Below are 21,116 nucleotides of genomic sequence, written 5' to 3'. Positions count from 1 at the left end.
CTTATCCCGGCGACCGGGCGGATGGTTGCCCGGTGGCGCCCGATTGCACCATGTGCTCAGTCCAGCCGCCACCCAGCGCCTTGTAGAGGTGGATGAGGTTGTTCAGCCGCGTCAGGCGCGTGCGCACCAGGGTCTGCTGCGCACCGTACTGTGTGCGTTGCGCATCGAGCAAGGTGAGGTTGTCGTCCACGCCTTCCTGGAAGCGTTGCTCGGCTAGTTGGTAGGCTTTCTGGCTAGCCGCTACCAGGAGCTGCTCCGAGCGGATCTGCTCATCAAGCGTGCGCTTGCCCGCCAAGCCGTCAGCCACCTCAGCAAAGGCCGCCTGGATAGACTTCTCGTAGTTGGCGATTTCGATCCTCTTTTGTACCTGTGCCACGTCCAGATTGGCTCGCAACGCGCCGCCGCGGAAGATGGGCAGCGTGATCTGCGGCAGGAAGCTCCAGGCCCGCGAGCCCGAATCGAACAGGCCGTCCAGCGAAGCGCTGGCCGTGCCCGCCGAGCCCGTGAGGCTAATCGTCGGGAAGAACGCGGCCCGCGCCGCGCCGATGTTGGCGTTGGCGCCGATCAGCATCTGCTCGGCGGCGCGGATGTCCGGCCGACGCGCGAGCAGTTCGGACGGCAGGCCGCTCGGCAGGTCGGTCGGCACGATGTCGTCCGGCAGCGCCACGGCCTCGTCAAGCTGCCGGGACAGCTCCGGCGTCAGCGGCTGGCCCAGCAGCAGCACCAGCGCGTTGCGGTCCTTGGCCGCCTGCCGCGTGTAGGCGGCGCGGTTGGCCTCGGCGGTGCGCAGCGCGATCTCCGCGCGGCGCAGGTCGAGCTGCGTGGAATTTCCCGCTTCCACCAGTTGGGTGGTCAGGTCATAGGAGCGCTTCTGTGTGGCGAGGGTGTCGCTCGTCAGGCGCAGCAGTTCCTGGTCGGCGCGCAGCGTGAGGTAGGCGCTGGCCACCTCGGACACCAGGCTCATCTGCGTGGCGATGCGGGTCTCGTCGAGGGCCAGGTAGGACGCCAGCGCCCGGTCGTTGAGGCTGCGGATGCGGCCCCACAGGTCCAGCTCCCAGGCGGCCGTCACCCCGGCCACGTCGTAGCGCCGGAGCACGTCGCTTTGCCCCGTGGTACTGAGGTCGGCCGGTACGCGCTCTGACGCGCCGCGGGCGGAAACGCCCAGGTTCGGCAGCATCTCGGCACGCTGGATACGGTACAGCGCCTGAGCCGCCTCCACGTTGAGCGCGGCTTTGTGCATGTCGCGGTTGTTCTCCAGCGAAATGCCGATCAACTGCTGCAGCAGCGGGTCGCGGAAGAAGTCCCGCCAACCGATCTCGGCCGTGATCGCGTCGTCGGGCGTCGCGGCCGCCAGTTCCACATAGGCCGCGCCCGAGGGATAGGCCGTGTCGATCGGCGCTGCGGGCCGGTCATACTTCGGTGCCATGGAGCAGCCAGCCAGCGCCGCCGCGAGGGCGAGCGGCGCCAGCGTCCTGGCGGGTCGTGTGAATGCGAAAGATGTTTTCATGTCGTATGTCCTCCTGGCCGTCATGCGTGCTGGTCGGTCATGCCGCCACGGGCATGGCGCGCTTCGCGGCGCAGCGCCAGCTTGCGCACCACAACGTAGAACACCGGCGTCAGCACCAGGCCGAATACCGTCACGCCCAGCATGCCGGCGAACACCGCGATGCCCATGGCGTGGCGCATCTCGGCGCCCGCACCGCTGGCCAGCACCAGCGGCACCACGCCAGCGATGAAGGCGAACGACGTCATCAAGATCGGGCGCAGCCGCAAGCGCGCGGCTTCGAGCACGGCTGCCAGCGGATCGGCCCCTTCGCTTTCCTTCGCGCGGGCGAACTCCACGATCAGGATCGCGTTCTTGGCAGCCAGGCCGACCAGCACCACGAAACCGATCTGCGTGAAGATGTTGTTGTCGCCCCCAGAGAGCCAGACGCCGGCGATCGCCGAGAGCAGCGCCATGGGTGCAATCAGCAGCACAGCGAACGGCAGCGACCAACTGTTGTACTGGGCCGCCAGGAACAGGAAGGCGAGCAGCACCGCCAGCGCGAAGATGTAGATCGCCGTGTTGCCAACCCGTTTTTCCTGGAAAGTCAGGTCCGTCCATTCGTAGGTCATACCGTCCGGCAGCGATTCGCTCACGATCTTCTCAATCGCGGCGGTGGCCTGGCCGGACGAGTAGCCCGGCGCTGGCCCGCCGCTGATGTCGGCCGAGGGAAAGCCGTTGTAATGCATCACCCGGTCGGGGCCGGAACTGCGCTCGATGGTCGCGATCGCGCTCAGCGGGATCATGTCGCCCGCTGCATTGCGCACCTTGAGCATGCCTATGTCCTCAGCCTGCATGCGGAACTGCGCATCGGCCTGGGCCATGACCCGGTAGGTGCGACCGAAGCGGTTGAAGTCGTTGACGTAGAGCGAGCCAAGGTTGACCTGCAGGGTGTCGAACACCTCGGTCAGCGATACGCCCTGCGACTTGGCCTTCACCCGGTCGATGTCCACCTGCAACTGCGGCGCATTGGTCTGGAAGCTGGCGAGCATGTTCGCCAGCTCGGGCGCCTGCATGGCCTTGCCCATGATCTGGCCCTGTGCCTGCGCAAGCGCCTCGGGACCCAGGCCCGCCCGGTCCTCGATCTGCAGCTTGAAGCCGCCCATCGAACCCAGGCCCGGCACCGGCGGCGGCGGGAAGATGCCAACGAAGCCGTCCGGGATCTGGCTGAACTTGCCCATGAGCTTGCCCTGGATGGCGAAGGCCGACAGCGACGGGTCCTTGCGCTCATCGAAGGGCTTGAGCATGGCGAACATCAGCGCGGTGTTCGGCTGGTTCACCGGTCCATTGACCGACAGGCCCGGGAAGGCCACCACGCTCTCGACGCCCGGCTCAGCCAGTGCGATCTTGGTCATCTCCTTGACGACCGCCTCGGTGCGATCCAGCGAGGCGCCGGTCGGAAGCTGGGCGATGCCCACGAGATAGTACTTGTCCTGGGCCGGCACGAAGCCCGCAGGCACCTTGTGGAAGCCCAGCCAGGTCAGGCCCAGGAAGCCGACGTAGAGCAGCAGCACGATGGCGCTGCCGCGCACCGCGCGGCGCACGCCCCCGACGTAGGAATTCGAGGCGCGATCGAAGAAGCGGTTGAAGCGGCGGAAGAAGCCGCCGAACACGCCGTCGATGATGCGCGTGAGACGATCGGGCTTGGCCGCGCCGTGGTGCGGCTTGAGCAGGATGGCGGCCAGCGCTGGCGACAGCGTAAGCGAGTTGATCGCCGACAGGATGGTCGAGAACGCGATGGTCAGCGCGAACTGGCGATAGAACTCGCCCTGCAGCCCCGACAGGAACGCCGAGGGGATGAAGACCGCTGCCAGCACCGAGGTGATGGCCAGGATCGGGCCAGTCACTTCATCCATCGCCTTGCGCGCCGCATCCTTGGGCGATTCGCCCAGCGCCATGTGGCGCTCCACGTTCTCCACCACCACGATGGCGTCATCCACCACGATGCCGATGGAGAGCACGAGGCCAAACAGCGACAGCGTGTTCAGCGAGAAGCCGAACATGTGCATCACCGCGAACGTGCCGACCAGCGAGACCGGCACGGCGATCAGTGGAATGATCGACGCGCGCCAAGATTGCAGGAACAGCACCACCACGATCACCACCAGGAGGATGGCCTCCAGCAGCGTGACGGCGACGGACTGGAGCGAGGCGCGCACGAAGACTGTGGGGTCGTAGGCGATCTTGTACTCGATGCCTTCGGGGAACTTGGCCTGCAGCCGCTCCATCGTCGCGCGCACCGCGCTGGACGTGTCCAGGGCATTGGAGCCGGGCGTCATCAGGATTTGCAGGCCGACCGCGTTCTCGCCGTCGAGCTGGCCGCGCATGGTGTAGTTGTCCGAGCCCAGTTCCAGGCGTGCGACGTCGCGCAGGCGGGTCACCTGGCCGTTGGCGCCGGCCTTGATCACGATGTCGCCGAACTGCTCTTCGGTGGTCAGGCGCCCCAGCGCATTGACGCTGACCTGGAAGGCGGCCGACGCATTCGGCTGCTGGCCGATCGAGCCGGCTGCGACCTGCACGTTCTGCTCGCGGATGGCGGCGACCACATCGCTGGCGGTCATGCCCCGCGATGCGACCTTCTCGGGGTCGAGCCAGACGCGCATTGCGTACTCGCCTTCACCGCCGATGATCACGTTGGCGATGCCCGGCAGGCGCGCCAGTTCGTCGCGCACGTTGAGCATCGCGTAGTTGGACACGTACAGCGGGTCGTAGCGGTCCCCCGGCGAGAGCATATGCACCACCATGAGAATATCGGGCGCGGTCTTGTCGGTGACCACGCCGATGCGCTGGACCTCGGGCGGCAACCGGGGCAGCGCGCGTGAGACGCGGTTCTGCACCTGGATCTGCGCGACGTCGGGGTCGATGTGCTGCTCGAACGAGATGGTCAGCACCATCCGCCCGTCCGTGGACATCTGGGACTGCATGTACATCATGCCTTCCACGCCGTTGACCGCCTGCTCCAGCGGCGATGCCACGGTGTCGGCGATCACCTGCGGGTTGGCGCCGGGATAGCTGGCGGTGACCTGCACCGTCGGCGGCGTGACCTGCGGGTATTCGCTCAGCGGCAGCTGGAAGTAGCTGATCGCGCCTGCGATCAGCATCAGCACCGACAGGACGATGGCGAAGATCGGCCGGTTGATGAAGAAGCGGGGGAAATTCATTTGCGGGCCTCCGCCGAGCCGGCCGCGCCGTCAGCCTTGGCGGGGTCCGCGCCACCGGCCTTGGCAGGCGCCGCAGCGGGAGCCGGAGCGTTTGCCGCAGCCTTGGTCGCGCCGGCCGCGCCGGCGGCCGGTGCCGCGGGCGCCTGCATGGGCACCATGCGCGGCGTGACCGCCATGCCGGGGCGCACGAGGCCCTTGATGATGATCTTCTCACCGGCCTGCAGGCCGCCGTTGATGACGCGCAGCCCGTCCACCACCGGCCCCAGTTCGATGGGCCGGTACTGGGCCTGGTTGTTCTCGCCCACAACCAGCACGTAGTTGCGCCCTTGGTCGGTGCCCACGGCCTGATCGTCGATCAGGACGGCCTCGCGCGCCGCGCCGGTGGACAGCTTGGCCCGGGCGAACATGCCGGGTGCCATGCGCCCATCCGGGTTGGGCACAACGGCGCGCGCGCGGATCGTGCCGGTGCTTCGGTCAATGGTGTTGCCGACGAAGTCAAGCGCGCCCTTGTGCGGGAAACCCTTGTCCGTGGTCAGCCCGACCTGCACGGGCAGCGAAGCCTTGCTACCGGCGCCCGCAGCGGGCCGCGAGCGGCTGACGACGTTGAGATAGGTGGCCTCATCAATGTCGAAGTACACGTGCAACGGGTCGATGGATACGATCGTGGTCAGCAGCGTGGCCGCGCCGGCGCCGCCACCGCTGACCAAGTTGCCCTCGGTCACGAGCACGCGGTCGACGCGCCCGGCGATGGGCGCAGTGACGCGGGCGTAGGACAGGTCCAGCTGAGCCGCAGCAACGGCGGCCTTAGCCGCCTGCACCTGAGCCTGGCGCGCGTTGCGTGCGGAGGCGGCATCGTCATAGGTCTTGCGCGCGACGGCGCCGGTCGCCACCAGGCGCTCGGCGCGGTCAAAGTCGGCCTGGGCCTGGCTGGCCAGCACCTCGGCCTGACGCAGTTGCGCCACGGCCGTGTCGAGCGCAACCTGGAACGGCCTCGGGTCGATCTGGAACAGCAGTTGGCCCTTGCGCACGAGGCTACCTTCGGGAACGCTCACCGCATCGACGGCGCCGCCGACCCGCGAGCGCAGCTCGACGGTCTTGGGCGCGGCCAGGAAGCCGGTGTACTCGGCCGATGGCGCGACCGTGCGGGTAATGACCTCGGCCACGGGCACCTGCGGCGCCATCGGCGCGCCCGCCGGGGGCGCCGCGGCCTTGCCCTCGTCCTTGGCGTCGCGGGCAGCGATCGCTATCCCCCCGACGGCTGCGATGACGCCTGCCACCACAATGATTCTGATTTTTTTACGCATGGAAGTGACCCTTTCTTGGATGCAGGACTCCGGCCCTTCCGAAGCGCTCTACAGACATTTGTGTGGAGGCTAGGCGTTACAACGACGGCAAGGTCAAGCCCTCTTGTTGCCTCAGCGGGCAGACGGCACGGGCAAGGTGGTGGGACGCCCGGCGTCGTCGCCGTGGTTGGCCTCCGGCGCGCCCTTGAAGCGCAGCAGGCGCAGTGCGTTCAGCGTGACCAGGGCCGTGGCGCCGGTGTCGGCCAGCACGGCAACCCACAAGCCGGTGATACCCAACACGGTGGTGACCAGGAACAAGCCCTTGAGGCCAATGGCGAATACGACGTTTTGGTGGATGTTGGCCATCGTCGCCCGCGACAGGGCCACCAGGTGGGCCACGTCCGTGACGCGGCTCTTGAGCAGCGCGGCATCGGCGGTTTCCAGCGCCACGTCCGTGCCGCCGCCCATGGCGATACCCACGTCGGCGGTCGCCAAGGCCGGCGCGTCGTTGATGCCGTCGCCGACCATCGCCACCTTGGCATCACGCTTCATCTCGTTGACCAAGCGCAGCTTGTCCTGCGGCAGCAGCTCGGCCTCCCACTCGATGCCCAGCTTGCCGGCGATCGCCTGCGCGGTGCGGCGGTTGTCGCCGGTCAGCATGACCGAGCGCACGCCCATGGCGTTGAGCTGGGCCACGCCTTCGCGCGCGTCGCGGCGGGGCTCGTCGCGCAGGGCCAGCAGGCCCAGAACGTTCTTGCTGGCTTCGTCGAACAGGACCACCACGGTCTTGCCGCCATCCTCCAGCTTGTCGATTTCCCTGCGGTGCGCGGCTGTCAGCGTGGCCGTCTGTTCCGCATGGGCGGGCGATCCGACAGCGAGCGCACTGCCGTTCACGGTGGCGCGCACCGCCTTGCCGGCAATGGCCGATGCGCCCGTGGCCTGGGGAATCGCCACGTCCAGGCTCTTGGCATGGGCGACAATGGCCTTCGCCAAGGGATGGTTTGAGCCGGACTCGACAGCGGCGGCAAGCGCAAGGACCTGTTGATGCTTGAACAGCCCGAAGGGCAGGACCTCGGTGATGCGCGGCTTGCCCTCGGTCAGCGTGCCAGTCTTGTCGAAGGCAATTGCGCGCACGCGGCCGATGGTTTCCAACGCGTTGCCACCCTTGATCAGCAGGCCCCGTCGTGTGGCCACCGCAAGGCCCGAGGCGATGGCCGCCGGTGTGGAGAGCACCAGCGCACATGGGCAGGCAATCAACAGCAGTGCGAGGCCGCGGTACAGCCAGGTACCCCAGTCGCCACCCATGGCAAGTGGCGGAACCACCACGATCAACGCCGCGATGGCCATGACGGCAGGGGTGTAGTAGCGGCTGAACTTTTCGATGAAGCGAGCCGTGGGCGCCTTGGAGGACTGCGCCTGCTCCACCAGTTGGATGATGCGAGAAATGGTGTTGTCCGATGCCGTCTTCTCGACTTGTACTTCGAGCACGCCATCGACGTTGATGGAGCCGGCGAACACGTCGGCACCGATAGCCTTTTGACGCGGTACGGACTCGCCGGTGATAGGCGACTCGTCCAGGCTGCTTTCACCGCGGAGGATCTTGCCGTCCGCAGGCACCCGGTCACCAGGGCGCACCAGCACGCGGTCGCTCACGCGCAGGGAAGCGGCGGGCACTTCGCGCTGCCCGCCCGCGGCATCGAGCAGTACCGCCGTCTTAGGCACCAGGGAGGCCAGCGCCTTGATGCCGGCGCGCGCGCGGCCGGCGGCCACGCTTTCCAGCAGCTCGCCGATCGCGAACAGGAACACCACGGCAGCAGCTTCCTCGGCCTCGCCTATCACGAGCGCGCCCAGCGAGGCGACGACCATCAGCGTTTCGATAGAGAACGGCGAGCCTGACACAGCCAGCGCGAAGGCTTTGCGAGCGAACGGCAGCACGCCCGCGATCACCGCAGCGGCGAAGATCCATTCAGCGTAGCCAGGAACGAACTGCGCGATCGCGTAGGCCGAGCCCATCAGGCCGCCCAGGCCCAGCACGTGCCTGCCTTTCTTCGTCTGCCACCAGCGCTGATGGCGCGCCGTCGATGCTGCTGCTGGGGCCGCGGGTGCTGAGCCATCATGGCGGCGCACGTCGGAGACGCCGAAGCCCAGGCTCTTGATGGTCTTCTCGATGTGGCCGAGCTGCGTGGGGCCGCCAGACGCGAGCGTCAATTCCAGCGTTTCTGCGGTGAAGTTGATGCGGGCATCGGACACGCCATCCATGCGAGCGAGGGCCGTTTCGATCTTGCCGACGCAACTGGCGCAGTCCATGCCCTCGACGCGCATGGACACGTTGGGGGGCGTGCTGGGTGCTCCACGGGAGGCAGAGGCCGGCGCATGGTCATGCCCACTGCAGGCCCCGTGATCGTGACCGTGGTCATGGGCATGGCCGTGACCATGGGCATGCCCATGGTCATCACCGCACGCTTTGCCGTGCGAATGATCGTGCCCGTGGTCGTGGGCATGCCCATGGTCATGGTGGCCGCCGCAGCCGGCGTGGTCATGCGCGTGGGCCGCATGGCGCGGTGCAGGTGCTGCGGACATTTCGGACGCGGGCAGTGCCTGCACGTCGAAGCCCAGGGACCGGATTTTCTTGGCAATGTCGCGTGCAGTATTTCGGCTACTTGTGCTGCGCGTCAACGTCAGCGTCTCATTTGTAAAATTAACCTGTACATTTGATACGCCATCAATTCGACCAAGCGCTGTTTCAATCTTGCCGACGCAACTGGCGCAATCCATACCTTCGACCCGAAAGCCCAGTTGTTCGTCCTGCGCTCCTGTGCCGTCCTTTGTTTCCAAAGACATATCAATCTCCTGGTTCTCTGAGTAATCGCCGTGGCAGGACGCACAAATCAGCGATCGGAATGTTATACAAACAAATGAACACTTGTTTGTATGTTTATTCAAAAAAAAGAAAGAATCTCTTTCTGGCTGAACCATCCGACCGCTGCTTTATGCTGCTGCCATTAAGTCATTTTTTGTTGCGCAGCATCTAGTAGGTTTCAAATGCGGTGCGGTAGGCATCACTATAGGTATCAGGCGTCTGCTCACCAGCCCAGAATCCAGCCATTCCCGCAACCTGCCAATCTGCCAAATCACTCTTTACTTGAGCACGAGTCAATGCCACCGGAGCCTTGTAAGCCGCACCCAGCTTGAGCTGGAGGTAGCTCTCGTAGGCTTGTTGGTAGGCTTGGGTGTGCGAAGCGGTGGTGATTCCGCGCGAGGTGAGCGCGTGCATGCCGGAGATTTTCCACAGTTCCAAATCAGCCATCACTTCAGCACGAGTCTTTCCTGCTGAGGGCGCCTGATACATATCACCTTGGGTCAATTGCAAGTAGCGCTGAAAGGCAGCCTGGTATTGAGGGCTGGACGTATCCGGGCCGCTTTCGCCGCGAGACAACGCTTCCAGCCCAGATTGCCTCCAAGCAGTCAGATTTTCTTGGACCTGTTGCCGTGTCATATCTGCGGCGAACGGTTGAGCGTTTGCTCCAGCAGCAAAAAGTGCGGAAAGCAGAACAGCAAAGCGAATTTTCTTGGACATGGTCAATACTCCTTGACGTTAAAAATAATGGCGTGGTCCTTACGCCTTTCGGATACCCCGTAGACAAATAATAACACACATGAAGATATGTTCAAGTGTTTATTTTTAGAGTGCTTTTTGCTTGTGGGGTCTTCTAGGGGTCATGCCAAGATGAGGCCAGTTCGCTATCATAAGCCTTCAAGTAATGAAGGCGGCGCGAATCATACGTTTCAGTAATTAAGGATCACGGCGCTTTCGTCCGCTGGCCAACGCGTCCTGGTGTTGCCTTCTTCAACTCGCTCACCAGCCGGCGCGTTGTTTCCGCTTCGGTTTCGGCGCGCTCAGCCCGCCGTAGCGCCTCCTCCAGCAACGACTGGGTCTGCACCAGTTCTTCGGCCGTTTCACGCTGCCGCGTGGCGGCTCCCTCCGCCTGCTGCCGCACTGCGCCCAGTTCCATGCGCAACGTGCCGATCGCATTGGCATGTGTCACGGCGCTTTCTTGCATCGCGGTACGCGCGGCCACAACCTGCGCACGTAGCTCATCGGCCAGCTTGTCGCTTTTCTGACGGGCGGTGCGCTCCTGGTCGATCTCGCGCAACGCACGTTTCTCGTGGCTGGCGGCACGCTCTTCTGCTGCATCCGCGCGGGCCCGCTCACGATCGAGCTGCGCGCCAAATTCAACCCGAGCCTGTGTGAGCTGCTGTGCCGCCTCGTCCAACTGCCGGCGGGTCTCCTGCAGACGCGCTTCGGTTGCTGCGTGGCCCTGGCGCTCAGCAGACAGCATTTCTTGAAGCGCGGCAAGCTGCCCGCGCACCGAGTCCAGCTGTGCCTGAATGACCGCGGTCGCTTGTCGCGCGGTTTCGCTTTCCGCAGTGGCTTGGTCGCGCGCGGCTTCGGCGGCGTGCGCCTGGTGGCGCGCTTCGGCCCGCAGTGCGGCCAGTTCGGTGGCCGCCGCGGACGAGGCCGCTTGCCAGATGGCCAACACTGCCTCGGCGGCAACCTGCTTCAAGGCCTCGGGGAGATCTGGGTGGTCGATCGTCACCCGTGTTTTGTCGCGCAGGTCCTGCCAGAACCGGTTCAGCACGTGGGAAGGTGTGCTCATGCTGCCCTTGCGCACCAGACTGTAGAGCTTGTTGGCCGTCGGTGTGACGCCATAGCGGAAAAACAGCAGCGCGCAGACTTCGCGGTACAGCTCCCGCGTCTCGGTGAAACGGCCGCGCAGCGCCGCGATATCGGCCTGCAGCGCTTGGTCTTCGGCGGTGGATGCGGGGTCAAGCGTCATGACGGGCCTGGATTTCAGTTCGAATGAGTCAATAATATGCCGTAAACCGCGTGATTTCATAATTTCAAGTACAAACTTGAGACATAAGTACGCTTCTGTCTAGACTATACTGCGCACTGGCCCCGCACAATACGCCTCGCCCGAGGTGACCTCGCAGGCGGTTGATTGTCCTACGTTGAATCACTATGATTGGTTTCTAATCGACATGATTGGATGACGCCGAACCTCATGAATCTCTCCGATATGCCCTCCACCGGTACCGGCTGGGATCGCCTTGAAGCCGCCTTCAAGGAGGAGCGTCCCCTGCAGCCGATCCGCAAGATCGTCGTCAAAGGCTCGGTCGACATGGTGTTCCGGCGCGCGGACACGCCAACGCTGGTCGTTGCCGGCGAAACGGCGGATGCGGTGACCTCGGTCCGGACCGCCTACAAAGGCGACAAACTGGTGATCGAGCGCGAAGGCGTGTCGATCCGCTTCGGCAGCAGCCACATGACCTTCCACGGCACGGTCGGCTCGGTGGTCTTGGGCGACATCGTGAACGGCAAGCCCACCGGGCCGGCCATTTCCTGCACCAGCCGCGCGCGGTGGTCGGCATCGCGCTGCCCGAGTTCCCGGCGATCAAGATCAAGGGCAGCGGCGATGTCACCTTGCTCGATCTGCAGCAAGACGCCTTGGACCTGGAAATCCCGGGTTCGGGCGATATCACCGCCAGCGGCCACGTCGCCCGCTTGCACGTGCAGGTCGTGGGCTCTGGCGATGTCGATGCCAGTGCGCTGATCGCCGAGTCGGCCGACCTGTCGGTGGCGGGTTCCGGCGACATTGACGCCTTCGTGCGGACCGAGGTGCGCGCCCGCGTGGCCGGCTCGGGTGACATCGTCGTGCGGGGCAACCCGCTGCGCTGGGACGACCACGTGGCTGGCTCCGGCACGATCAAGTTTCGTTGACGGCGGCAGGCCCAGCACTCCGCTGCATTGACCCGATTTCAGGAGGACGCCATGTCCAAAGCCGAAACCCGCGTATTGACCGCACATGTCCCAGTGCCGCTGGCCGAGAAGGTGGACCAGTTGGCCGACCGCCTCGAACGCTCGCGCGGCTGGATCATGAAACAGGCACTGTCGGCCTGGATCGCCCAGGAAGAGGAGCGCGACCGCCTCACCCGCGAGGCGCTGGCCGACGTGGACGCCGGCCGCGTCATTGGCCACCAGGCCGTGCAGGCCTGGGCGGACAGCCTGGGTGCCGGTGAGCCGGTGCCGCGCTGATGGAACTGCAGTGGACCAGCAAGGCGCAGGAAGACCTCACGCGCCTGTATGAGTTTCTCGCGCCGGTGAACAGGCCGGCCGCCGCGCGCGCGGTGCAGGCTTTGGTCAAGGCGCCAGAAATCCTGCTGACCAACCCGCGCGTGGGCGAGCAACTGTTCCAGTTCGAACCGCGCGAAGTGCGGCGCATGCTCGTCGGCCAGTATGAAATGCGCTACGAGATCCGGGGCGAGAGCATTTACCTGCTGCGGCTGTGGCACACCCGCGAAGACCGATAACAGGGAGCAAGACCATGCTGGAGTACCGACTGACGCCGAACCATGCCGGCGTCGCATTGTGGTGGGATTTCGCGGCGCTGGAGCGCCTGCACGGCTTCATCCACTACGTCGTGCAGGAAAGCGTCTACATCGAGGACAAGGAAGGCTTCGTGCTCGGCTTGGCGTACGACGTGCGCAAAGCCTATTCGGGGCAGCGCAGCGTGGACCAACGCGGCGATACCAAGGACGACCGTTGCCGTATCTACGGCGTCGAAGTCCTGTGGCCCGTACTCCTGACGCAAGTCGGGGTGCTGCGCCAGGCCATGGCCTTCATCCCGACCAACAAGCTGGACCAGTCGATCATGTTCGAGCTGGAGCACGTGGTCGAATCGGCGGTGCGCGCCGCCACGCCGGTGTTGGCCGATGAAGTCATCCACCGCACGCGGTCCGCTGCGAGCGCCACCTATGTCCACCTAGACAGCGTGCTCGATAGCCGCTGCCGGTACTTCATTGCACTGCCGCCCAAACAGCGCCTCAAGATGCTGCCCAAGGTGATGGCGACGTTCGACCCGATGTACGGGATCTTGGCCAAGTCGGATATCACGTTGCGCCCCGATGTCATCCCACCCACCGCCTTCGTCGACAGCGACGAAGACTGGCCGGACTTCGAGTGGTGAAACGCCCGCACGCTAGGACGGCGGCCCTGCATCGATGACCCATCCCGTTCCATCGTTCAACGGTCCCGCGGTGGCCATCGAGCAGTTGCGCATCCCGCCAGCGCTCTCGGGCCTTCACGGCGCCAACCGCGCACGCGAAGCGAGCCGCCAAATCACGGCGGATGACGACCTGGCCGCCGTGGCTGCGTGGCTCGCCCGCTATGCCGGCGTGCCCGGCACGGTCGCCACCTACCGCAAGGAAGCCGAACGCCTGATACTGTGGGCGATTCTCCAGCACGGCAAGCCGCTGTCTTCACTCACCCACGAGGACCTGCTGCTCTACGAGCGCTTCCTGGCCGACCCGCAGCCAGCTTGGCGTTGGGTGATGGCCTCACGCAAGAAGCTGGCGAGAAGCTCGCCCGACTGGCGCCCCTTCGCCGGTCCACTGTCGCCCACGAGCGTGCGGCATGCGATGACGATCCTCAACGCGCTCTTCGCCTGGCTGGTGCAAGCCGGATACCTCGCCGGGAATCCGCTCTCGCTCGCGCGCCGTCGCAGCGCCAAGACAGCCCCGCGCGTGACGCGCTACCTCACGCATGCGCATTGGGACATCGTCAAAGCCACGATCGAAACCCTGCCCGTCGCGACGGAACGCGACCGGCTGCACGCGGCCCGTTGCCGGTGGTTGTTCTCCGTGCTGTATTTGGCCGGCCTGCGCTTAGCGGAAATCGCCTCCACGCGCATGGGCGCCGTGTTCTCTCGCCGGGACGCGGCGGGCGTCGAGCGCTGGTGGATCGAGGTGCACGGCAAAGGCGGCAAGACGCGCCTGGTGCCCGCCACCGATGAACTGATCGCGGAGCTGGCGCGCTATCGGCGCATCTGCGGCCTGCCGCCGTCACCGCAGATCGGCGAAACACGCCCTTTGCTGCTGCCCGTGATCGGCCCGGAAAAGCCGTTATCGCGCGCGGCGATTCACCTGATCGTCAAGGAGGTGTTCAAGCTCGCGGCCGACCGCGTGCGTGCACAGGGTCCCGAGTTTGGCGCGCAGGCTGACGTGCTCGCCAGCGCATCGTCCCACTGGCTGCGCCACACGGCCGGCTCGCACATGTCCGACCAACAGGTGGACCTGCGCTTCGTGCGTGACAACTTCGGCCATGCGTCGCTCGCCACGACGAGTGTCTACCTCCACGCGGAAGATGACGCACGCCACCAGGCAACGCAAGCCAGCCACCGGCTTGGCTGGAACTGAGCGTACCCAATTCTCGATGGCATGCTCCACGCGCGGCGGCTGCCGGCATCACCCACGAAAACGGGCAAATCGCCATGGCAGCCAGCGCATCGAAGGCGCCACCATGAGCTGGCCAACGAAGCGTGGCGACGCCTTCTACGTTGGCTTTCGGGCCGAATGGCTCGGCTAGTCGGCTGGGCTCAGGTGTTCCAGTGGCTCCAATGATTGGCGCATCCGCTCCAGTGCCGCGAGCCAGTCGCCAAGCTCCATCAGCACCGCGTCGACTTGTTCAACCAGTGTCGGTCCATCCGTGCTGTAGGCTAGGCTCGCGTCGTTAATCACGGTATGAGCCATGCCGTGCAGGCGCAGCAGATCGTCGCGCAACCCGTCCGGCGCGCATCGTGCTCGAATCCCATCGAGCAACTCCACCGCATGCAGAATGGTGCGGGTATCGAACGACTGCCGGAGCCCCTGCAATGCTTCGCTGTCGACATCCCCGTAGGGGGTCTTGGTCTCAGGCATGGCGAGCCCTGCGGACAGCGCGGGCGGGTCCCGCGAACAACCCATCGCGAATCCAGGCCTCCGGTACGCGCTCTAGGTGCAGCTTGTAGTCACCAAAGCGCTTGATGTTGTGGGTCAGATAAGGACTCAGGAATTCGATGTCGGCGACGTTCACTTTGATGCCCTCGCTGACCATCGTGCGTAGGGCCTGCATCAGGTCTGCGGTGTTCTGGAGGATCACGGCCGAGGCGATCAGGTCGTTGTAGCGCAGGCGTTTCTGCTGCTCCTCGGGCTCGTTTTCCGCGATCACGTCACCACCGAACGAGAACCACTTCGCAAAGCCGTTGTACGACTCGATCTTGTTGGTGGTGGCGGTCACTTCCTGGCGCAGCTCGCGACTGCCGACCCATTCGAGCAGGTACACGGTGCGCACGACGTTGCCCAGTTCTCGCGCGGCCAGGTAGAGGCGGTTCTTGCGGCTCTCCGAGCCCAATCTGCGCAGCAGCAGCGGCGAAGAGATGGTGCCGGCCTGGATCGACAGCGCCACCTGCATCAGGTCCTGCCAGTGAAAAGCGATCAGATCCCAGTCGACCACCGCCGAGAACAACGAATCGATGTGCTTGTATTTGACGCCGGCATCGGGCTTGTACAGATCCAGTTCCTTCCAGTTGCGAATGCGGGGCATCAGATTGATGCCAAGCAAGTGGGTGAAAGCGAAGACCGCCGCCGACTGCCCCTGCGTGTCGGCGTGCACGGTGTCGGCCTCGACGCTCAGGTTGGCCTTGAGCAGCCCTTCGATGACATAGATGGCTTCCCACACACCAGGCGGGATGAAGTGCCGAAACACCGCGATGTAATTGTCGGCCACATGCCGGTAAGCCACGGCGCCCATCTTGTGGTAACGAAAATGATAGCCGGCCAGCAGATTGTTGTCGTAGAAGTCGTATTGGGTACCGTCGGCGGCCACCGTTTTGCCGTCGCCCCAGTGTTTAGGCAAATCCAGGCGCAGGTACAGCTCGATCAGCTCGCGCTGCGCGGTCTCCAGCTTCTCCAGGCTCATGTGCCGCCGGTTGACGAACGACATCATATGGGGGGTGACGCGATCGCCCATATGGCGCGCAGCTTGAGTGGGTCCGAGATTGCAACCCATCGCGAAGATCGTCAGCAGATAGCGTTCGGCGGCGTTGCGGATCTTAGGATCGTTGCCGGAGAGCGGCCCGAAGTGCCGGGTGAACTGGGTCCAGTGCTCGATATTGGCCAGCACGTCGAGCAGGTTGCGCGTCGGCATGCGGCGGATCAGCGCCTGCTGCAAGGCAACGGCCGAGGGCGGAGTTTCGCGCGCAGCGGTGCGCTTGAGTAAGGGTTCGCCGTCAGCGCTGATGGTGACGTGCTGGCGCTTGTCCGGAAAACTTTTGTCCAGCGTCTGCGCGGCGTCGGCCAGCCACTGCTTGAGGTGCGCGACGAACTCCTGCGCGTTGGCCGGCAGATCCAGCTTGGCGCAGTACTCTGGCAAGCGCCGCTCGCACTCGCGCCACGGCAACAGGTGGCCCCGGTAGTCGGCAAAGGCGTCTGACCCCACCACGCACAGATCACCCGAGCGCAACTCGTTGACCATGTGGGACAGCACGCACAACTCCAAGTAGCGCCGGTTGGTGGGCGGACCCTCGTGGTGCGCTCGCCGGACCAGCTTGCGCCAGCGCTCGGAGGCAAAACTGAGATCGACTTCAGCAGCGATCCACTCCCGGTGCAGTGATTCGTTTTCCAGCGCGACCTCCAGCCCGGCTAACAACGTGCGTGATTGGCTGGTCGACTCCCACTCCAACACGCGGGCGAGGCGCAACATCACCGAACGGTGGGCGCGGAAGTGCCGCCACAACAGCGGCAGATAGTTGTTGCCGCTGAAAGCCCGCACTTCGGCGCAGCGCTCGCGCAGGGGCTCCAGGTCGCCATTGGGAGCCAACAGCTTGCGCACCTGCGCGCCGATTCGGGCATCGTCACCGCCATCGGCGACGATATCGACGACACCGTCCAGCACGGTGACAAGGCCTTCGAGCTTGGCGCGCTGGCGAGACTGGATGTATTCCAGTTCGTCCTGGGCCCGCTTGTGGATCGCGCCCATACGCCGGATAAACATTTCGGCGAGATCGTCGCGACTGCGCACGCGCATGTGAGCAAGCAAGGCCACGATCAACGTATAGCGCTTCTCAGGCAGCGTTTCCTTGAGGTTGGCTGCGTCCAGGCCCATGGCCTGGTTGGCCAGCGAACGTAGCTTGGTGGCAGGCACGCCTTCCAGGACGCCGGATAGGTCGCCAAAAGAATCCAACCACTCCAGATGCTCGATCAGCAGGTTCAGGTGTTTGCGCGAGGGCCGCCGGGCATGTCGCTTGATGTTGTTGTAGGCGGTCTGCCGGTTGGCGAATTCGCGCGTGAGAAGCTTGTCCAGGCGCTGCCGATCCTCTTCAGAGAGCCGGCGTGCGACCCGCCTGAACATTGCGTTTTGGGTGCGGGCATGGATTTGCTCGACGATGGTGTCGAGCGTTGAGAACGCAGGCAGTTCAACCTGCTGCAAGATCAGCGCATCAATAGTCGCGTTGATAATGTCCACCGGCTGATCCATCGTCTCGGCCGCTTCACGTGCAGCGCGGATGGTGACCTCATTGGCGTCGGTGCCAATGTAGGGTTGCACGCCGAGGAATTGCCGCACGACGACGTAATGCCGGAACAGCGTGGGAGAGACTTTGCGGTCGTAACCGAACGGCGTATCGGGGTCCAACCCCGCGCAAACTCGCACGTGATCGACTACGGCGGTGGGAATCGCATCAAGATAGGGGAAATAGTGCAGTTGCTGGAAGATCTTGAGCAGCACCAAGAGACCTAGGCGCGGACTCTGGCCGCGGGTCGAGCGGGTTGCCCAGTCCAACTCCTCAGCGGTCGGCGTGTAGCAGGCCTGCAGCTCTTTCGTGGAGAAGACCTTTGGGAAACGCGGGTAGGCAGTGCGCTCGACGGTGGCCATACAGGGATCTCCACAATCGCTGAAGGGCCGGCCAGTCTAGCCGACGGCAAAGGCGGAAATCCAGAGGCTCTTTATAACCAAGAGGCATGCATGCAAACTTCTACATAACTGGCGGGCTTATGATAGCGAATTGGCCTTATCTTGGCATGACCCCAATAGACCACTTCCGCCAACACGGCGCTGGTGCCCGCAATGGCAAGCGGCCACCATTTGGTGGGCGTGGCATCCTGGGCGGAAGCGGGTGCAGCGGCAGACGTGTCGCGGACCTCGGCCTCAAAGCCGAGCGATTGAATGGCGGCCAGCACTTGCGGCAACGAGCCCGCGGCGTGATGGACCGCGAGCGTGCGCTGGACGAGGTTGAAATCAAGGCCGGTCACACCAGGCAGTCCTGCGAGCTTGCCGCGAATCAGCGTCTCCTCGGTCGGGCAGTCCATCTGGCGGATGGTCAGGACCGTGCTCTGCCCGGCAGAGGTTTCGTCCGAGCGAATCGCTCGCATGCCAATCGCTGACAACGCCTGCTCGATCGGCGCCGGAGATGGCAACTGGTGGTGTACGGCCAGCGAGCGCTGCATCAGGTTGAACTCAAGCTTCACCACGCCGGGCAGCGCCGCAAGCTTATTGCGAATGAGCGCTTCTTCGGTCGGGCAGTCCATGTTGTCGATCTGATAGCGGGATCGCTTCAGGTCGACACTGGCCGTATCGACGTCCGCCGGCGTCACCACGCTAGGGGCAGCACAGCCGCATCCCTTGGAGCCGCACTCGCTCACAGCACCTCCTAATCGCTTGAAATGGACTGGACTCAAGTACACACTCTATAGCTACTATAGAGTCAAGAGACCTTTGCCCGACATCATGAGCATTCAGATCGGTGAATTGGCCAAGCGCACAGCCTGTCCGATTCAAACCATCCGCTACTACGAGCGCGAGGGTCTCTTGCCCTCGCCAGATCGCAGTTCGGGCAACTTTCGGCTGTACGGTGAGCGGCACATTGAACGGCTGCAGTTCATCCTCCACTGCCGGTCGCTGGATATGCCGCTTGATGACGTCCGTGTCCTGCTGCGCTACCGCGAACAACCGGCCGAGGATTGCGGTGGGGTCAACACCCTCCTGGACAAGCACATCCATGAGGTCGAGCGGCGCATCGAAGCGCTGGCGGTGTTAAAGCATCACTTGTGCGCTCTGCGCGAAACCTGTTCGGCCGGGCGAGCCGCTGAGGCCTGCGGAATCCTGCAAGGGTTGTCCGAAGCTGGCTGCGCGTGCGACGCCGACGCCCCTCATCAGGGCTGACGCGTGGCCGATCGGGCGTCATCTCGATTTCGCGCACTGATCCGACGTGAAACAGGTTGCCTTCGCGCTTGCGGGGAGATGCCGATGTCCTTGTTGCGAAACATGAATTACAATCATTCTCATTTAAAGCCATTTCTCCCGCTTTTCCGGTAGGCTCTTCATGCAACTGCAGCGCATCGTTTCCCTCATACTGTTCTACCTGCTGACATCGGTCTCAGGCGCGTATGCCGACACGTTGTCTACCGAAGACAAGACCAAGCAAGTCTGGCAATTGCTGGACTATTTAGCGGTTGACTATGGCCGCTCCGTCAAGGATGGCCAAGTGGCCAATCCCGACGAGTACGCCGAGATGCAGGAGTTTGCGCATGCGGCGGAACGTCAGATTGCCGAGCTGCCGGCCGGGCCGCAGACGCAAATCTTGCTCAAGGATGCCGGCACATTGCGCGCGCTCATCGGCGACAAAGCTGCACCCACCGCCGTTGGCGAACAGGCCCACAAGCTCGCAGACGACTTGCTGGCGGCCTATCCGGTGCCCATGGCGCCCAGCAAAGTGCCCGACCTCAAGCGTGGGGCCACGCTGTATCAAAGCCAGTGCGCGTCCTGCCACGGCGCTTCCGGGCACGCAGATGGCCCGCTGGCCGCCAAACTGAGCCCGCCGCCCATTGCCCTGGCCGACCATCAACGTGCCCAGGAGCGCAGTGTCTTCGCCCTCCAGCAAATCATCACGCGCGGTGTCGAAGGCACCTCGATGCCCAGCTTCGCGCAGCTCACCGATGACGATCGCTGGGCGCTGGCTTATTTCGCTTCGACCCTGTCATATACCAATGCGGATCGGCAAGCCGGCGCCAAGTTGTGGGCGTCCCGCCCCGAACTGCACAACGCGGTGCCCACGTTCGCCAAGCTCAGTCAGACGTCAGAAGCCTCGCTGGCCAAGTCGATCAGCCCGGATGCTGCGCGCCAACTGACCGCTTACCTGAGAAGCGCCCCAGACGTGCTAAGCGCCTCCAACGCGGATAGTCTCGCGATCGCCAAGGACAAGCTGAAAGAAAGCGTGGCCGCCTTCGATAAGGGTGACAAAGCGACGGCCTCGCGCCTTGCGCTTTCTGCCTACCTCGACGGCTTTGAGCCGGTTGAGCCGGCCTTGGCCGCCAAGAACGAGACGCTGTTCCAGGACATCGAAAAAACGATGGGCCTATACCGCAACGCGATCACAACCGGCCAGGCTGAGCAGGTACGGGAAATCGCCCAGCGTCTGCAGACCATGCTGACCGACGCCCAGGATGCGCTGGGCGGCACCAACGATCCGCTGTCGACGTTCCTGGGCGCTTTGACGATCCTGCTGCGCGAAGGCCTTGAGGCGCTGCTCGTCGTGGTCGCCATGATGGCGTTCTTGAAGAAGGCCGAGCGCACCGACGTGCTTCCGTACGTCCATGCGGGCTGGATTGCTGCGCTGGCCGCTGGTGGGCTGACGTGGGCCGTCGCCACCTACCTCGTGGACTTGAGCGGTGCCAGCCGTGAGATGACCGAAGGTTTCTCGGCGATCTTTGCGGCCGTGGTCCTGCTCGGCGTCGGAATGTGGATGCACCAGAAAAGCCTGGCTGGTCGCTGGCAGGCTTACGTGAAGCAGAAGCTGTCCTCCGCGCTGAACAAGCGCTCAGCGATCATGCTGTTCGTGCTGTCGTTCGTGACGGTGTATCGCGAGGTGTTTGAGACCGTGCTGTTCTACGCCGCGCTGTGGAGCGAAGGGAATGGCATCTACCTGCTGGCCGGGTTGGGTTCGGGGATTGCGATCTTGGCGGTCATCGCCGCCGTTCTGCTGCGCTCCTCCGCGCGCTTGCCGATCCGCCAATTCTTTGCCTTCAGCTCGGCCTTGGTTGCTGTGCTTGCCGTGGTGCTGATCGGTAAAGGGGTTGCGGCGCTGCAGAAGGTCGGCTTCCTGCATATCACGCCGATTTCGATGCCTCGCATCGACGTGCTCGGCATTTACCCCTCTGTGCAGACTGTGATTGCTCAGGTGGTCATCTTGCTGATCATTGCTGCCACCGTTGCGTACAACCTTCGATCGGCGTCGAGCAAAGCGTAGCGTCGCCGTC

At 64.3% G+C, this 21,116-nt stretch carries 16 protein-coding genes and 1 pseudogene; 7 read left to right on the top strand and 10 right to left on the bottom strand.

All coding sequences use genetic code 11. The features are described from left to right. Position 1: 1 nt before the first annotated feature. From V6657_RS28300 to V6657_RS28270, 7 genes are all read right to left on the bottom strand, one after another. Complete coding sequence (locus V6657_RS28300) at positions 2–1,507, bottom strand: efflux transporter outer membrane subunit (protein WP_048936108.1); 1,506 nt, start codon at positions 1,505–1,507, stop codon at positions 2–4. 20 nt (positions 1,508–1,527) lie between these two features. Continuing rightward, positions 1,528–4,704 carry an efflux RND transporter permease subunit gene (locus V6657_RS28295; RefSeq protein WP_012614062.1) on the bottom strand — a complete coding sequence of 1,059 codons (3,177 nt, stop codon included), beginning with the start codon at positions 4,702–4,704 and terminating at the stop codon, positions 1,528–1,530. Next, complete coding sequence (locus tag V6657_RS28290) at positions 4,701–6,008, bottom strand: efflux RND transporter periplasmic adaptor subunit (protein ID WP_039016767.1); 1,308 nt, start codon at positions 6,006–6,008, stop codon at positions 4,701–4,703. The genes V6657_RS28295 and V6657_RS28290 overlap by 4 nt, the downstream gene beginning before the upstream one ends. A gap of 111 nt (positions 6,009–6,119) precedes the next feature. After that, positions 6,120–8,828 (bottom strand): heavy metal translocating P-type ATPase, encoded by a 2,709-nt coding sequence (locus tag V6657_RS28285; protein WP_071556409.1) that lies wholly within the window; start codon positions 8,826–8,828, stop codon positions 6,120–6,122. A 187-nt stretch (positions 8,829–9,015) separates the two neighbouring features. After that, positions 9,016–9,564, bottom strand: a complete 549-nt coding sequence (locus tag V6657_RS28280) for a DUF4148 domain-containing protein (RefSeq protein WP_039016765.1) — start codon at positions 9,562–9,564, stop codon at positions 9,016–9,018. A 223-nt stretch (positions 9,565–9,787) separates the two neighbouring features. Beyond that, positions 9,788–10,825, bottom strand: coding sequence for a DNA-binding protein (locus V6657_RS28275; protein ID WP_004637342.1), 1,038 nt, complete (start codon positions 10,823–10,825; stop codon positions 9,788–9,790). A gap of 425 nt (positions 10,826–11,250) precedes the next feature. Beyond that, positions 11,251–11,490, bottom strand: coding sequence for a hypothetical protein (locus V6657_RS28270; RefSeq protein WP_338755753.1), 240 nt, complete (start codon positions 11,488–11,490; stop codon positions 11,251–11,253). A 6-nt stretch (positions 11,491–11,496) separates the two neighbouring features. Between V6657_RS28270 and V6657_RS28265 the strand changes: the two genes are divergently transcribed. Genes V6657_RS28265 through V6657_RS28245 form a run of 5 tightly spaced genes read left to right on the top strand, consistent with a single transcriptional unit; the run spans position 11,497 to position 14,243 of the window. Then, on the top strand, positions 11,497–11,769 hold the full coding sequence (locus V6657_RS28265) for a DUF2807 domain-containing protein (RefSeq protein WP_338755751.1): 273 nt from the start codon (positions 11,497–11,499) through the stop codon (positions 11,767–11,769). A gap of 51 nt (positions 11,770–11,820) precedes the next feature. After that, positions 11,821–12,084, top strand: a complete 264-nt coding sequence (locus V6657_RS28260; protein ID WP_004637345.1) for a ribbon-helix-helix domain-containing protein — start codon at positions 11,821–11,823, stop codon at positions 12,082–12,084. After that, entirely contained in the window at positions 12,084–12,359 is a 276-nt protein-coding gene (locus V6657_RS28255; protein WP_004637348.1) for a type II toxin-antitoxin system RelE/ParE family toxin, read from the top strand. Before V6657_RS28260 ends, V6657_RS28255 begins: the two co-directional genes overlap by 1 nt. A gap of 14 nt (positions 12,360–12,373) precedes the next feature. Then, a complete protein-coding gene (locus V6657_RS28250) occupies positions 12,374–13,015 on the top strand; it encodes a hypothetical protein (RefSeq protein WP_004637349.1) in 642 nt (213 codons plus the stop codon). Between the two features lie 34 nt (positions 13,016–13,049). Continuing rightward, positions 13,050–14,243, top strand: a complete 1,194-nt coding sequence (locus tag V6657_RS28245; RefSeq protein ID WP_004637351.1) for a tyrosine-type recombinase/integrase — start codon at positions 13,050–13,052, stop codon at positions 14,241–14,243. 165 nt (positions 14,244–14,408) lie between these two features. On the opposite strand, the gene tnpC is transcribed toward V6657_RS28245, so the two are convergent. The 3 genes and pseudogenes from tnpC to V6657_RS28230 form a co-directional block, all read right to left on the bottom strand. After that, complete coding sequence (gene tnpC, locus V6657_RS28240) at positions 14,409–14,744, bottom strand: Tn3 family transposase post-transcriptional regulator TnpC (RefSeq protein ID WP_012430353.1); 336 nt, start codon at positions 14,742–14,744, stop codon at positions 14,409–14,411. After that, on the bottom strand, positions 14,737–17,736 hold the full coding sequence (locus tag V6657_RS28235; RefSeq protein WP_004637366.1) for a Tn3 family transposase: 3,000 nt from the start codon (positions 17,734–17,736) through the stop codon (positions 14,737–14,739). Before V6657_RS28235 ends, tnpC begins: the two co-directional genes overlap by 8 nt. Positions 17,737–17,888: 152 nt before the next feature. Further along, positions 17,889–18,503, bottom strand: a pseudogene (locus V6657_RS28230) (cation transporter); the annotation flags it as partial. 85 nt (positions 18,504–18,588) lie between these two features. Here V6657_RS28230 and cadR point away from each other — a divergent pair. Together cadR and V6657_RS28220 are read left to right on the top strand one after the other, a co-directional pair. Beyond that, complete coding sequence (gene cadR, locus V6657_RS28225; protein ID WP_012435820.1) at positions 18,589–19,023, top strand: Cd(II)/Pb(II)-responsive transcriptional regulator; 435 nt, start codon at positions 18,589–18,591, stop codon at positions 19,021–19,023. A 160-nt stretch (positions 19,024–19,183) separates the two neighbouring features. Then, positions 19,184–21,106 (top strand): cytochrome c/FTR1 family iron permease, encoded by a 1,923-nt coding sequence (locus V6657_RS28220; RefSeq protein ID WP_012435821.1) that lies wholly within the window; start codon positions 19,184–19,186, stop codon positions 21,104–21,106. Positions 21,107–21,116: the final 10 nt, after the last annotated feature.

It is taken from the genome of Ralstonia sp. RRA (genome assembly GCF_037023145.1).
GTDB lineage: Bacteria > Pseudomonadota > Gammaproteobacteria > Burkholderiales > Burkholderiaceae > Ralstonia.
The sequence above is the reverse complement of the archived record's forward strand: the minus strand, read 5'-3'. Positions and strand labels throughout refer to the sequence as shown.

Bases quoted from the DNA above. Each gene is read 5' to 3' on its own strand.
- V6657_RS28300 (WP_048936108.1), bottom strand. From the start codon at position 1,507: ATGAAAACATCTTTCGCATTCACACGACCCGCCAGGACGCTGGCGCCG.
- V6657_RS28295 (WP_012614062.1), bottom strand. From the start codon at position 4,704: ATGAATTTCCCCCGCTTCTTCATCAACCGGCCGATCTTCGCCATCGTC.
- V6657_RS28290 (WP_039016767.1), bottom strand. From the start codon at position 6,008: ATGCGTAAAAAAATCAGAATCATTGTGGTGGCAGGCGTCATCGCAGCC.
- V6657_RS28285 (WP_071556409.1), bottom strand. From the start codon at position 8,828: ATGTCTTTGGAAACAAAGGACGGCACAGGAGCGCAGGACGAACAACTG.
- V6657_RS28280 (WP_039016765.1), bottom strand. From the start codon at position 9,564: ATGTCCAAGAAAATTCGCTTTGCTGTTCTGCTTTCCGCACTTTTTGCT.
- V6657_RS28275 (WP_004637342.1), bottom strand. From the start codon at position 10,825: ATGACGCTTGACCCCGCATCCACCGCCGAAGACCAAGCGCTGCAGGCC.
- V6657_RS28260 (WP_004637345.1), top strand. From the start codon at position 11,821: ATGTCCAAAGCCGAAACCCGCGTATTGACCGCACATGTCCCAGTGCCG.
- V6657_RS28255 (WP_004637348.1), top strand. From the start codon at position 12,084: ATGGAACTGCAGTGGACCAGCAAGGCGCAGGAAGACCTCACGCGCCTG.
- V6657_RS28250 (WP_004637349.1), top strand. From the start codon at position 12,374: ATGCTGGAGTACCGACTGACGCCGAACCATGCCGGCGTCGCATTGTGG.
- V6657_RS28245 (WP_004637351.1), top strand. From the start codon at position 13,050: ATGACCCATCCCGTTCCATCGTTCAACGGTCCCGCGGTGGCCATCGAG.
- tnpC (WP_012430353.1), bottom strand. From the start codon at position 14,744: ATGCCTGAGACCAAGACCCCCTACGGGGATGTCGACAGCGAAGCATTG.
- V6657_RS28235 (WP_004637366.1), bottom strand. From the start codon at position 17,736: ATGGCCACCGTCGAGCGCACTGCCTACCCGCGTTTCCCAAAGGTCTTC.
- cadR (WP_012435820.1), top strand. From the start codon at position 18,589: ATGAGCATTCAGATCGGTGAATTGGCCAAGCGCACAGCCTGTCCGATT.
- V6657_RS28220 (WP_012435821.1), top strand. From the start codon at position 19,184: ATGCAACTGCAGCGCATCGTTTCCCTCATACTGTTCTACCTGCTGACA.